Source organism: Streptomyces sp. NPDC038135 (assembly GCF_055601245.1).
The window spans coordinates 272,875-285,869 of record NZ_JBVJXS010000003.1 but is presented as its reverse complement, the minus strand read 5'-3'; the positions used below and the strand labels follow the sequence as shown (position 1 = coordinate 285,869).

Genomic DNA, 12,995 nt, shown 5'->3' with positions numbered 1-12,995 from the left:
TGCGAATGGGCCAACCCGTCGGGGTTGGCCCATTCGTGTTTCACGTGAAACATGCGCCGCCGGTGCGACGGCATCGACCGACTACTCGGCGATGAACTCCTCGAGGTCCCGCACGATGGCGGCCTTCGGCTTGGCGCCCACGATCGTCTTGGCGACCTCGCCGCGCTGGTAGACGTTCAGGGTGGGGATGGACATGACGCCGTACTTGGCGGCCGTGCCCGGGTTCTCGTCGATGTTGAGCTTGACGATCTCGATCTTGTCGCCGTACTCGGCGGCGATCGCCTCCAGCGACGGGGCGATCTGGCGGCACGGACCGCACCAGGCGGCCCAGAAGTCCACCAGGACGGGCTTGTCGTTCTTGAGGACGTCCTGCTCGAAGGAGTCGTCGGTCACGTTCTTCAGAGTGCCGGCCACGGCGGGCTCCTTAACTTGGTCGTGCGGTGAGGCGGGAGTGGGCGAGGGTCAGACTGCGGCGCTTCAGACGGCGGCGGTCTTCTCGGGCTCAGCCTTGTCCTCGTCCGCGAGGGCGGCGAGGAAGCGCTCGGCGTCGAGAGCGGCGGAGCAGCCGGTGCCGGCCGCGGTGATCGCCTGCCGGTACGTGTGGTCGACCACGTCACCGGCGCCGAAGACCCCGGTCACGTTGGTGCGGGTGGACGGGGCGGCGACCTTCAGGTACCCCTCCTCGTCGAGGTCCAGCTGGCCCTTGAAGAGCTCGGTGCGCGGGTCGTGGCCGATCGCGATGAACAGGCCGGTCACCGGCAGCTCCGACAGCTCGCCGGTCTTGATGTTGCGCAGCTTGAGACCGGAGAGCTTCTGGTCGCCCTGGACCTCGGCGACCTCGCTGTCCCAGACGAACTTGATCTTCGGGTCACCGAAGGCGCGCTCCTGCATCGCCTTGGAGGCGCGCAGGGTGTCGCGGCGGTGGACGATCGTGACCGACTTGGCGAACCGGGAGAGGAAGGTCGCCTCCTCCATCGCGGTGTCGCCACCGCCGATCACGGCGATGTCCTGGTCCTTGAAGAAGAACCCGTCACAGGTGGCACACCAGGAGACACCGCGGCCGGAGAGGGCGTCCTCGTTCGGCAGACCGAGCTTGCGGTGCTGGGAGCCGGTCGTGACGATCACGGCCTTGGCCCGGTGGACCGTTCCGGCGGTGTCCGTGACGGTCTTGATCTCACCGGTCAGATCGACGGAGACGATGTCGTCCGGGATCAGTTCGGCGCCGAAGCGCTCGGCCTGGGCCCGCATGTTGTCCATGAGGTCGGGGCCCATGATGCCGTCGCGGAAGCCCGGGAAGTTCTCCACGTCGGTGGTGTTCATCAGGGCACCGCCGGCGGTGACAGCGCCCTCGAACACCAGGGGCTTCAGCGACGCGCGCGCGGTGTAGAGCGCCGCCGTGTAGCCGGCGGGCCCGGAGCCGATGATGATCACGTTACGGACGTCGCTCACGGCTTGATTCCTCGTCTCTGGTCTGTGTCAGTCGACCGGTGGAGTCCCTTGCGGAGCTCTCACCCCACCCAACGGATCCTAGGGGGTTCGCATTCCCGGTGTGTCCGGGCACACGGGGGTTGGCACAGGGTACGGATGACCGCGCCGACGCCGAGAAATCCTCCGACGCCTCAGGACCGGGGAAACGACTGTTTCATCAGTACCTTGCCGGCGGAGTCGGGACGCTGATGGACACAGTCCGCGTCGACGACATAGGCGGTCACCCGGGTGCTGTCCTCGGTGTCGGGCACCACGACCAGGTAGGCGCTCTTACCGCCGTAGATGCCGGTCTTGGAGCCCAGGACGTCGTCCCGGCTGTTGATCGCCTGGCGGACACAGTCAGGGACCGGGGGCTGATCCTGGAGCAATGTATTGGCGCTCTGGGTGGACACAGGGCCGGTCTGCTCGGTCTCGACCCCCGACCGCGGCTCAGACGAGTGGTGCTGCCTGGCCTTGCCCGTGGCCAGCAGACCCTTGACCTGGCTCTGCACGCTGTCTCCGGAGAAGCTGCCGGCGGACGGCGTCGTCCTGCCGTGGGCCGTCGTGCCTGACCCACCGCCGTTGAGGGACTGCAGCACAAGGGACCCGGCGCCCAGGACCGCCGCGGTGAGAAGGGAGCCGAGGACGACGGTCCTTCGGCGGCGCCCCCGCCGTGCGTCCTTGCGTCCCGGACCTGTCGCAGCGGCGGAACGACCAACGGGGCGGTTCGACTGCATCGATGTTTCACGTGAAACACGAATACCGCTCTGCTCAGGGACGGTCGAGACGGGTAGCGACTCGGCGGCGAGAGCCGCATCGAGGCGCTCGACAACGTCGGCCGGCATACGAGGGGCTTCATCGAAGGTGCCGAGCAGCCCCCGGATCTCCTCCAGTGAGGCAAGGACGTCCGCACACGGCTCGCATGCCTCCAGGTGCCGCTGTACCTCGGCGCCTCGGTCCTGTGGGAGCAGACCTTCGGTGAGGTCGGAGATCTCCGCGACGTCCGGGTGCCCGGCCGTGTCTGCCGTGGAAGTCACGCTCGCCCACCTCCGCCCTTCGCTACGGCTGAATCACTCGGACCCGCGTCCCCGGCTTCTCTGCCGCCAAGGCCCGTTGCAGGTGGGACGGATGTCCCCTCCACCCGGTTCCGTCCCGGAGCGGGTTCTTTTCCGTCTTCGGTGCTTCCGGGCCGCAGATGGCCGAGGAGGGGAAGGAGTCTGGCTCTGCCCCGGGCGCACCGGCTCTTCACCGTGCCGGTGGGCACGTCGAGCATCCGGGCGGCCTCGGCGACCGGATACCCCTGCATGTCCACGAGGACCAGAGCCGCACGCTGGTCGTAGGGAAGCGTGCCGAGCGCCTCGAGGAGCTGCCGGTGCAGATCGTTGCGCTCGGCGGGAGCCGAGGCCGACTCATGCGGCTCCAGCAGCTGCTCCAGCCGCTCGGTGTCATCGACCGGGGCGGTCTTACGCGTGGCGGCCTTCCGTGCTCGGTCGAGACAGGCGTTCACGGTGATCCGGTGCAGCCAGGTCGTGACGGCCGACTGGCCCCGGAAGGTGTGCGCGGCCCGGTAGGCGGACACCAGGGCGTCCTGGACGGCGTCAGCGGCTTCCTCCCGGTCGCCGAGCGTCCGCAGCGCCACGGCCCAGAGTCGGTCCCGATGCCGCCGGACGATCTCGGCGAAGGCATCGGGATCGCCCTCTACGTGTCGGGCGAGCAGATCCTCGTCCCGTGCGTCGCCGTGTCCGGCGCCATCTCCCATCGGCCCCTCCCGAGTGGAGACCTCAGCTGGTCACCTTGATGTCTGCCACTCGGCCGCGCCAGTGGCCCTCGTTGTCCGCGGGCAGCTTGGTCAACCACACGAGGAGGTACTGCGTCTTGAGCGACTTGCCGGGCTTGAGCGTCACCGTGGTGCCCGAGCCGCCGGCAACCTTGCTGTAGGCGTTGAAGGTCGTCGGCTCGGATCCCGCGCCCGCGTCTGCGGCGCGGAGTTCGACCGAGGTCTCGCCCACGAACGTGATGCTCACCTGGCCGACCTGCTGGACCTTGCCGAGGTCGAGCTTGACGCCGACTCCCGACTTCAGATTGCCGAACTCGGGGCTCAGGTAGTAGTCCGTCTGCCAGTAGGAAGCGGTGCTGCTGTCGTAGACCTTGTCTATGTCGGCCGGCTTCTCGGACTGGTCGGTGCCGAACGGGTCGAAGTCACGGGCGCCCTTGATGGCGATGGGCTTGCCGTCCGTGGGCTTCTTCGGGCTCTTGTCGCCGCCGTCCTGCGTCTGGGTGTTGTTGGTGTCGTTCGAGTTGTCGCCCTGGTCCATCAGGGCCTCCGCGAGCTGCCAGCTCCCCAGGCCGAGCGCGGCGATGAGCAGGGCGGAGACCGCCCACTTCAGCACCTTGCCGGTGCGGCTCTGCAGCGGGGGCGGCGGGGAGACGAGCGGCTGGGTGACGCCGGAGTGCGGCGTGGGACGCCCGTAGGTGCCCTGCTGGTACGTGGTGCGCTGGTACTCCGGCGGTGCGGTGAAAGCCGGCTCCGGCGGGCGGATACGGGGCATCTCCCCGATCGCCTTGACCAGTTCCTCCGGCGTGGTGCACGCGGCCTCGTGACGCGAGGCGGTGGCCCCGTCGTTGACCAGGGCCCGCATGGCGAGTTCGGACAGGCCACGGTGCACACCGGCCCGTACCTGGTCCGGTGCGATGAGGCCGATGTCCTTGGGCAGTCCTGACAGGCCGTAGGCGTCGTTCTCGTACGGCCAGCGCTGGGTCAGCGCCGCGTACAGCAGGGCGCCGATGGATTCGGTGTCCGTGCGCTGCGGGGTGTCGGAGCTGATGCCGCGCAGCGCCGCGTTCACGGCGAGACCGCGAATGCGCCACTGACCGGTGGAGGCGCGCAGGACGGCGTTGGGGTTCAGCCGGAGATGGGCGAGGCCTTCGCGGTGGGCGGCGGCCATGGCCGAGGCGACCTGACTGACCATCTGGTAGGCGTCGTGCGGCTCCAGCGGGCCGGCCGCGAGCAGCGCGGTCAGTTCGGTGGCGTCGGGCAGCCATTCGTGCACGACGTAGACGAGGTCGTTCTCCTCGACGGCGTCGAGGACCTGGACGAAGCGCGGATCACCGAGCAGCGCCGAGGACCGGGCGGCGGCCAGCACCGACCGTGCCCGCGCATGATCCGCGGGGAGGATGTGGACGCCGACGGCACGACGGAGTTTCTCGTCGACCGCGCGCCAACTGCTGAATCCGTCCAGACGGGTGACGCACTCCTCGAGACGGTAGCGTCTGGCGAGCTTGTGACCGCTGTGCAGTTCGGGCGGCGAAGCCTTCTTACCGGGGCCCTCCGTCCCGGCGCTCCCCTGTGCCTCGTCGCTGTCCGTGTCCCGCTCCGGGTTATGGGCCACCCCGTCGGCCGTGGACTGGTCCGCCTTGGCGGTCAGCGGCTTGTCACCGCTGTTGTCTGCCACGTCGACGGCAGCCGTGCTCCGTTCCGCCACCGTCGTCCCTGCCTCCCCATCCGTTGCACGCTGTCCGACGCCGAATCCAATTGTGCCCACAGTCCGCTGCTATGCACGACACACGGCCGCAGACGATGGTTGTGCGCCTACCCCCGCCTCAGCGCCCCAGACGCCCGCGGACCATACCCACGAGCGAGTTGAGCTCCTCGATCCGCATCTTGCGGGCGGCGACGAAGAAGATGCCGAGCAGGACCGCGCCACCGGCGATCAGCGCGGCGAACGAACCGACGACGCCCTGGCCGAGAGTGTGCCCGATGCCGTAGCAGGCCGCACCGCTGAGCAGGGCCGCCGGCAGCGAGGCGATGGCAAGCCGGGCGTAGGTGCGCAGCACCCGGGCGCCGTCCAGGTCACCGCCGAGCCGCTTGCGCAGCCGGCGCCAGGCGACGCCCACTCCGATCGCGTAGGCGAGGCCGTACGAGGCGGCCATGCCCGCCACCGCCCAGCGGGCCGGCAGCAGGAAGTAGCAGAGTCCGGAGGCGGCCGCGTTGACCGCCGCCACGATGACGGTGTTGTAGAAGGGGGTGCGGGTGTCCTCGTACGCGTAGAAGGCGCGCAGGACGACGTACTGCACCGAGTACGGGATCAGACCGAGGGCGAAGGCCATCAGCACGTAGCCCATGTTGGTGGCCGAGCCGATGCCCGCGGAGCCGAAGATCAGCGTGCACATCGGGATGCCGAGCGCGAGGAAGCCGAAGGCGATGGGCACGATGGCCACCGCGGTGGTGCGCAGCCCCTGGGAGATGTCGTCGCGGACGGCCCCGCCGTCACCCTCGGCGGCCGAGCGCGAGATGCGCGGCAGCAGCGCCGCCATCAGGGACACCGTGATGATGGCCTGCGGCAGACCCCAGATCAGCTGGGCGTTGGCGTAGGCGGCCAGGCCGGTGCCCTTGCCGCCCGAGTCGGCGCCGGCCGCGGTGGACAGCTGGCTCACCACCATGGCGCCCAACTGGTTGGCCAGCACGAACAGGACCGTCCACTTGGCGAGCATCGCGGCCTTGCCGAGGCCGTGGCCCCGCCAGTCGAAGCGCAGCCGGATCCGGAAGCCCGTCTCCCGCAGGTACGGGATCATCGCGAGCGACTGCACCACCAGACCGAGCAGCACACCGACGCCGAGCAGCCGCTGGCCCTGGGGCGGGATGCTCTCGACGCCCAGGTGGGAGTTGGCCGCGGTGCCGTAGACGTAGATGAACATGCCGAGCGAGACGATGATGACGATGTTGTTCAGGACCGGGGTCCACATCATCGCGCCGAACCTGCCCCGCGCGTTCAGGATCTGACCCATCACCACGTGGATGCCCATGAAGAAGATCGAGGGCAGGAAGTAGCGGGTGAAGGTGACCGCCACGTCGTTGGCCGCCGGATTGTCGGCGACGGTGGGGGACAGCAGCCGCACCAGCAACGGCGCCGCGAACATCGCGAGACCGGTCAGCGCGGCCAGGGCCACCATCACGAGGGTCAGCAGCCGGTTGGCGAAGGCCTCGCCGCCGTCCTCGTCCTCCTTCATGGAGCGCACGAGCTGGGGCACGAAGACGGAGTTCAGACCACCGCCGACGGTGAGGATGTAGATCATCGTGGGCAGCTGGTAGGCCACCTGGAACGAGTCGGCGAGCACGCCGAGACCCAGAGCGGCGGCGATCAGCGCGGAGCGGACGAACCCGGTGAGCCGGGAGACCATCGTGCCCGCCGCCATGACCGCGCTGGACTTCAGCAGCCCCGCGGCCTTCCCGCCCTTCTTCGGAGCAGGTGCGGTGGCCGTGGCGGCGGCCGCCGATCCGGCGGGCTCGGAAGCCGCCGCCGGTGCCGGCACGGAAGACGGAGCGGAGCCGCCGGGCGCGGCGGACCCTGCCTGGTACGACACCTCCGCGTACCGGTTCGGGTGCTGCGGGCCCTGGGCGTTCGGCGGAGCCGGGGAGGAGCCTGCGGGACCCTGACCCGCGCCCGGCCCGGGGACGGCCGGGGGATCCATCGGCGCGGGCCCGCCGCCCTGCTGCTGGTCCCGGAAGAGGTGCGCGAAGGCGTCCGGCTCGTGGTACTCCTCACCGGAGTGCGTGACCAGGTCGTCCACGCCCACGAACTGGGTCGTGCGGGGATCGTCGCCGTACGGCAGAAAGGGGGCCGCGCCGTCGGGCTCCGGCGCCGGGGTCTGCGCCCAGACCCGCGGGTCCGGCGCGTGCGGAGACTGGGCCGGCGGGGCGTACAGCGGCTGCTGCTGCTCGTAGGTGCCCGGGGGCGGCGGCGGGTGCGCGGCACGGTCGTACAGCGCCTCGGCGACCGGGTCCTGGGCGGCGAGGTCCTGCGCCCGGTAGGGGTCCTGGTCGTAGGCGTCCTGGAGGTACATGTCCCCCGCGTGCTGCGGCGGCACCTGGCCGGGCTCATGCGGCGGCTCGGGGTAGCCCGAGCCGGCCGCGCCCTGGCCGCGATCACCGTCGTACGGCGCGTTCATGGTTACCCCACCTCATCGTCCCGGGCCACACCGGCCACGACATCGCTCAACGGTCCACTCTCTCACCCGTCCCGGACGGGTCGGTGTTTTCCGGTGCGGTGTCCGGCGCAGGGTCACTCGGCTGCTCCGGGCCCTCGGCCCCGGACGGGGCGTCGGACTGGTCGGGGAGACGGTCTCCGGAGGCGTCGGGGTTCCCCGGATCCTCGTCGGTTCCGCCACCCTCCGTGCCGGGACCGTCGTCGTCCGCCCGCCGGGCCGCCGCGCGCTTGCGCTGGGTGTACATCCGGAACCCGGCCAGGACGAGCAGGAGCACACCGCCGCCGATGACCAGCATGACGGTGGGGGTGACCTCGGTGACCTTCACGTCGAAGCTGACCGGGTCGCCGTACTCCTGGCCGTCCTGGGTGTAGAGCTGGGCGGTGACCGTGACGCGGCCGTTGGCGTTGGCCGCGGTGGTGAACTTCACGGACTGGCTGTGGCCGCCGGACACCTCGACACGCTGCTCGTCGTAGGCCTTGCCGCCGATCTTCAGGCGGGTCGGCTGCGTCGAGGTGAGCCGCAGGACCAGGTGGCTCACGGGCTGCACGAGGTTGTTCTGGACGGTCACCGGAATGGTGGCGCTGCGCCCGGAGAGCTTCGTCTCGGACTTGTCGATCAGTTTGACCTGGTCGGAAAGATCGTCGAGCCAGGCCTCGACATCGCCCCGGAAGCTGTCCGCGTCCGCGCCGCGACCGCGCCAGGACGTGGACATCTCGCGGTTTATGGCCCGTCCGAACGGGGTGATCACCCGGGACTGGTCGCTGAGGACCACCTTGAAGTTGTCGAGCTTGTCCTGGGTGCGGGCGATCTGCTCGAAGGCCGTCCTCGGGAGTTCCTGCCTGCGCAGCGAGGCCGGGTAGGCGGACGTCGACGGGATGCGGGTGGTGGCGTCCGGGTCCGGCTTGGCCTTGGCGGCCGCGGTGAGGTTCTGTGCCTGGGACCAGGTGCTGCCCTGGAGCTGCTTCACCGCCGCGGCCATCGCCTGGGCCTGGCTCGCCGACGGCATGCGCTGGGGAGCGACCACGATGTTGCGCTGCGCGTCCGTCTGCGCGTGCACCTCGAGGCTCTGCGCCAGGAACTGCTGGACGGCGAGCGTCGCCGAGCCCGCCTTGGTCAGGTCGTCCTCGAAGGCCGTGGACAGCCGTGCGTCGGAGACCACCGCCGTCGTACCGCCGCCGACGGGGCGGGCCGCGGACGGGGTGTAGGGCAGTCCGGCGGTCTCCTGGAGGCTGTCGCTGCTGGCGATCACGCGGTCGGCTCCGGCGGAGGTGGCGACCTTCATGATCGAGGGATCGACCGCGCCGTCCACGGGCCAGGCGAAGTCGGTCGTCGGTGTGACGTGAAGCACGGTCTTCACGGTGGTGGCGGCGACGTCGGTGGCGTCCTTGAGGTGGCTGAGCGAGCCGGTGACGCTGGTACCGCGGTGGGCCAGGGAGGCCAGGTCCGGATCGGCGAAGGGCAGGGCGACGACCTCCTTGCCCACGACGGCCTTCTGCAGCTTCGCCAGCCACTGCTTGGCGACCGCCTGGTGCGGGCCGACCGTGGTGGTGCCGTCCTCGCCCTGGAGCCGGTAACCGCCCGCCATGGCGTCCACCGAGGCCAGCAGGTCCGGATCGATCACCCAGGTGACGTCCAGGTCCTTGCCCAGGTCCAGCATCTGCGCCAGCCGGCCGCCCGGTGCGATCTCCTTGGCCAGGTCGTCGTCGAGGAAGACCGGCGTCTGCAGCTCGCCGGGGCCCGTCCGCGCCGTCATGTGGGACGTGGAGATCAGCGGCCACAGGACGGTGGTCCTGGTCTTGGTGTCCGCGTCGGACGGCTGCCACGGCAGGAACGTCCGCTGGATGCCGAGCGTCTGGTCCCAGGGCTGGGCGGAGGTCTGGCCGGACAGGGCCACTCCGAACTCGTAGACGCCGTCCTGGCCCAGGTCGAGCTGGTCGACCGGGACGGAGATGCTGAAGTGCTGCGCGACGCCGGGGGCGAGCTTGGCGAACTTCTCCACGTACTTGCCGCCGACCTCGGGGCCGGTGCGGGTACGGAGGTCGTCGGGGTGGCGGGAGACGGCGTCGATCGCCGAGCGGGTGTTCAGCAGGGGGCCCACCCGCAGGCCCACATGGGCGCCGGTGACGTTCTGCTTGCCGGTGTTCGTCACTGTGCCGGACACGGTCACCGTGTCCCCGTCCGTCGGGGCGCCGGGGGTGAGCGAATCCAAGGAGACGGACACCGGGCTGGACGAGGCGGCCTGCGCGGGCGCGGCGGCGGACAGCTGCAGGAGTCCCGCCAGCAGCGGCGCACCGGCGAGCAGCGCTCCGGTGCGCCGCAGCCACCGGCGGGCAGGTGAGGCACTGGTCCCCTGGAAGTCAGCCGCCTCGGCCACGCGCTCGCCCGTCCCTCGTCGTCGTCAGTGGTCGTCGGAATGTGCGTCCACGCATGGTAACGAGGCGCGCCGAGTGGAAGTGCCGCGGTCTGCCCAGCAAGACCAGGGAACAGTGGCGCCACGTCCTCTATATCCAGTATCGAGGAGAGAGCGCTTGTACGCCGTAAGCACTGGGCTTGTGCGGGTATGCCGGGAGGGTCCGCGCCGCTCAATGGAGGCGACCTGGGCCGCTGCGGACACGTACCCTCTTCTGTTGTGCCGAACGCCAACGAAGACACTCCCTCTGCCCTGAGCCAGGCGCAGCACCGCGCTGTCAGCGAGCTGCTGCGGGTGGCCCCCGTCGCCGACGACCTCGCCCGCCGCTTCCAGGCGGCCGGGTTCTCGCTCGCCCTGGTGGGCGGCTCGGTCCGGGACGCGCTGCTCGGCCGGCTCGGCAACGACCTGGACTTCACCACCGACGCGCGACCCGAGGACGTACTGAAGATCGTGCGGCCGTGGGCGGACGCTGTCTGGGAGGTGGGGATCGCCTTCGGGACGGTCGGCGCGCAGAAGAACGCCCGGGTCGAGGACACCGACTGGCAGTTCCAGATCGAGATCACCACCTACCGGTCGGAGGCGTACGACCGCACCTCGCGCAAGCCCGAGGTGTCCTACGGCGACTCGATCGAGGAGGACCTCGTCCGTCGCGACTTCACGGTCAACGCGATGGCCGTGGCGCTGCCGGAGAAGGAGTTCATCGACCCGCACGGAGGCCTTCAGGATCTCGCGTCCCAGGTGCTCCGCACCCCCGGGACGCCCGAGGAGTCGTTCTCGGACGATCCGCTGCGGATGATGCGGGCCGCCCGCTTCGCCGCCCAGCTGGACTTCGAGGTCGCTCCCGAGGTCGTCAGCGCGATGACGGAGATGTCCGGGCGGATCGAGATCGTCTCCGCCGAGCGGGTCCGGGAGGAGCTGAACAAGCTGATCCTCTCCGAGCAGCCGCGCAAGGGTCTGACCCTTCTGGTCGACACCGGGCTGGCCGACCATGTGCTGCCCGAGCTGCCGGCCCTGCGGCTGGAGAGTGACGAGCACCACCGGCACAAGGACGTCTACGAACACACGCTGATCGTGCTGGAGCAGGCGATCGCGCTGGAGCAGGAGGGGCCGGACCTCGCGCTCCGCCTGTCCGCGCTGCTCCATGACATCGGCAAGCCGCGCACCCGGCGCTTCGAGAAGGACGGCCGCGTCTCGTTCCACCACCATGAGGTGGTCGGCGCGAAGATGACCAAGAAGCGAATGACGGCTCTGAAGTACTCGAACGAGCTCGTGAAGGACGTCTCACGACTCGTCGAGCTCCACCTGCGCTTCCACGGCTACGGCACCGGTGAGTGGACCGACTCGGCGGTGCGGCGCTACGTCCGGGACGCCGGTCCACTGCTGGACCGTCTGCACAAGCTGACCCGATCCGACTGCACGACGCGGAACAAGCGGAAGGCAGTCGCGCTGTCGCGCGCCTATGACGGCCTGGAGGAGCGGATCGGCCAGCTCCAGGAGCAGGAGGAGCTGGACGCGATCCGTCCGGACCTCGACGGCAACCAGATCATGGAGATCCTGGGCGTGGGTCCCGGTCCCGTCATCGGGCAGGCGTACAAGCACATGCTGGAGCTGCGCCTGGAGAACGGCCCGATGGCGCACGACGAGGCGGTGGCGGCCCTCAAGGACTGGTGGTCCCAGCAGGACTGAGGTGTGGTGGCCGGTCGTGTTTCACGTGAAACACGACCATCCGCTGTTCTACCGAGGGGGCGATGTTTCACGTGAAACATCGCCCCCTCGTCTGTCCCGGCCACGATGGCGCTCGAAGCGGGTCATGCCCATGGCCACACCGCCATAGATCAGCGCGACGAACACCACGAGCAGGACCGAACGCCCGTCCGGCGGGAGCATCAGTGCGGCGACTCCGGCGGCCCCGACGAAGGCGATGTTGAACAGGACGTCGTAGAGCGCGAAGATCCGGCCCCGGAAGGCGTCCTCCACCGATGCCTGGACGACCGTGTCCGTTGCGATCTTGGCTCCCTGGGTGATCAGGCCCAGGACGAACGCTGCCGTCAGGAGTGGGGCGGTGGCGAAGGGGAGGCCCAGGGCGGGCTCCAGTACGGCGGCCGTGCCGGCGCACAGCGCGATCCAGCGGCCCGGCCCGAGCCGCCCCACCGCCCAGGGTGTCACCACGGCGGCCGCGAAGAAGCCGGCCCCGGACACGGCCAGACCGAGTCCGAGCAGTCGCAGCCCCTCCTCGGGGGTCGTGGAGAGTGCGTAGCGGCACAGCATGAGCAGCAGCACGAGAAGCGCTCCGTAGCAGAAGCGCATCAGCGTCATGGCGGCCAGCGCCCAGGCAGCCTCCCGGCGGCGGGGTGCGGCCAGATGCCGGACGGCCGAGAGCAGGTCACGTGCGGTGTCCAGCAGCGCGGTCCGCAGGCGGGGCTGTGCGGGCTCCCGGTCGGGGCCGAGCAGAGCGGGGGCCAGGCTCAGGGCGGTCAGCGCCGCGCACAGATAGAGGAACGCCCCCAGCAGTACCACCGCGGCATCGGAGTCGGACGCCACCAGCCGGACCACGAAGGCCAGGCCGCCCCCGGCCGTCGCGGCGAGGGTCCCCGCCGTGGGCGACAAGGAGTTCGCGATCACCAGGCGCTCGGTGTCGACCACGTGCGGCAGCGCGGCCGACAGCCCGGCGAGTACGAATCGGTTGACGGCCGTCACACACAGCGCGGAGGCGTAGAACAGCCAGTTCGGCACGTGGCTGACCATCAGTACGGCCGTCGCTCCGGCCAGCAGGGCGCGCAGCAGATTGCCGTACAGGAAGACCTGACGGCGCCGCCAGCGGTCCAGCAGGACGCCGGCGAAGGGGCCGACCAGCGAGTAGGGCAGCAGCAGGACGGCCATGGCCGAGGCGATCGCCGCCGCCGAGGTCTGTTTCTCCGGGGAGAAGACCACGTAGGCGGCCAGGGCGACCTGGTAGACGCCGTCGGCTCCCTGGGAGAGCAGGCGCACGGTCAGCAGGCGGCGGAAGTCCCGCAGACGCAGTAGGACGCGCAGGTCACGGACGACGGGCATGGGCCCCACCCTCACATAGGCGAAGGGTCCCCGGGTCAGGAGACCCGGGGACCCTTCGCGGCCCTGGCAGGAGCGTTCTCTT

9 protein-coding genes are annotated in these 12,995 nt (G+C 70.2%); 1 reads left to right on the top strand and 8 read right to left on the bottom strand.

Annotated elements, in window-relative coordinates; all coding sequences use genetic code 11:
• Positions 1 to 81: 81 nt before the first annotated feature.
• From trxA to ACZ7JA_RS09710, 7 genes are all read right to left on the bottom strand, one after another.
• The gene (trxA, locus tag ACZ7JA_RS09740) at positions 82 to 414 is read right to left on the bottom strand and encodes a thioredoxin (protein WP_351661752.1); all 333 of its coding nucleotides are present in this window, start codon (positions 412 to 414) and stop codon (positions 82 to 84) included.
• 63 nt (positions 415 to 477) lie between these two features.
• A complete protein-coding gene (gene trxB, locus ACZ7JA_RS09735) occupies positions 478 to 1,449 on the bottom strand; it encodes a thioredoxin-disulfide reductase (RefSeq protein WP_351661749.1) in 972 nt (323 codons plus the stop codon).
• Between the two features lie 170 nt (positions 1,450 to 1,619).
• Positions 1,620 to 2,312, bottom strand: coding sequence for a hypothetical protein (locus tag ACZ7JA_RS09730; protein ID WP_470807844.1), 693 nt, complete (start codon positions 2,310 to 2,312; stop codon positions 1,620 to 1,622).
• Positions 2,313 to 2,500: 188 nt separating this feature from the next.
• A complete protein-coding gene (gene sigM / locus ACZ7JA_RS09725) occupies positions 2,501 to 3,226 on the bottom strand; it encodes an RNA polymerase sigma factor SigM (RefSeq protein ID WP_389451876.1) in 726 nt (241 codons plus the stop codon).
• A 22-nt stretch (positions 3,227 to 3,248) separates the two neighbouring features.
• Positions 3,249 to 4,949, bottom strand: a complete 1,701-nt coding sequence (locus tag ACZ7JA_RS09720; RefSeq protein ID WP_470807843.1) for a protein kinase family protein — start codon at positions 4,947 to 4,949, stop codon at positions 3,249 to 3,251.
• 118 nt (positions 4,950 to 5,067) lie between these two features.
• Positions 5,068 to 7,413, bottom strand: coding sequence for a murein biosynthesis integral membrane protein MurJ (murJ, locus tag ACZ7JA_RS09715; protein WP_470807842.1), 2,346 nt, complete (start codon positions 7,411 to 7,413; stop codon positions 5,068 to 5,070).
• 46 nt (positions 7,414 to 7,459) lie between these two features.
• Positions 7,460 to 9,826 carry a DUF6049 family protein gene (locus ACZ7JA_RS09710; RefSeq protein WP_470807841.1) on the bottom strand — a complete coding sequence of 789 codons (2,367 nt, stop codon included), beginning with the start codon at positions 9,824 to 9,826 and terminating at the stop codon, positions 7,460 to 7,462.
• Between the two features lie 255 nt (positions 9,827 to 10,081).
• On the opposite strand from ACZ7JA_RS09710, the gene ACZ7JA_RS09705 reads away from it, so the two are divergent.
• Positions 10,082 to 11,548, top strand: coding sequence for a CCA tRNA nucleotidyltransferase (locus ACZ7JA_RS09705; RefSeq protein WP_470807840.1), 1,467 nt, complete (start codon positions 10,082 to 10,084; stop codon positions 11,546 to 11,548).
• Between the two features lie 48 nt (positions 11,549 to 11,596).
• Here the strand turns inward: ACZ7JA_RS09705 and ACZ7JA_RS09700 are convergent, their stop codons facing one another.
• A complete protein-coding gene (locus ACZ7JA_RS09700) occupies positions 11,597 to 12,913 on the bottom strand; it encodes an MFS transporter (protein ID WP_470807839.1) in 1,317 nt (438 codons plus the stop codon).
• Positions 12,914 to 12,995: the final 82 nt, after the last annotated feature.

Bases quoted from the DNA above. Each gene is read 5' to 3' on its own strand.
- sigM (WP_389451876.1), bottom strand. From the start codon at position 3,226: ATGGGAGATGGCGCCGGACACGGCGACGCACGGGACGAGGATCTGCTC.
- ACZ7JA_RS09700 (WP_470807839.1), bottom strand. From the start codon at position 12,913: ATGCCCGTCGTCCGTGACCTGCGCGTCCTACTGCGTCTGCGGGACTTC.
- ACZ7JA_RS09730 (WP_470807844.1), bottom strand. From the start codon at position 2,312: ATGCCGGCCGACGTTGTCGAGCGCCTCGATGCGGCTCTCGCCGCCGAG.
- murJ (WP_470807842.1), bottom strand. From the start codon at position 7,413: ATGAACGCGCCGTACGACGGTGATCGCGGCCAGGGCGCGGCCGGCTCG.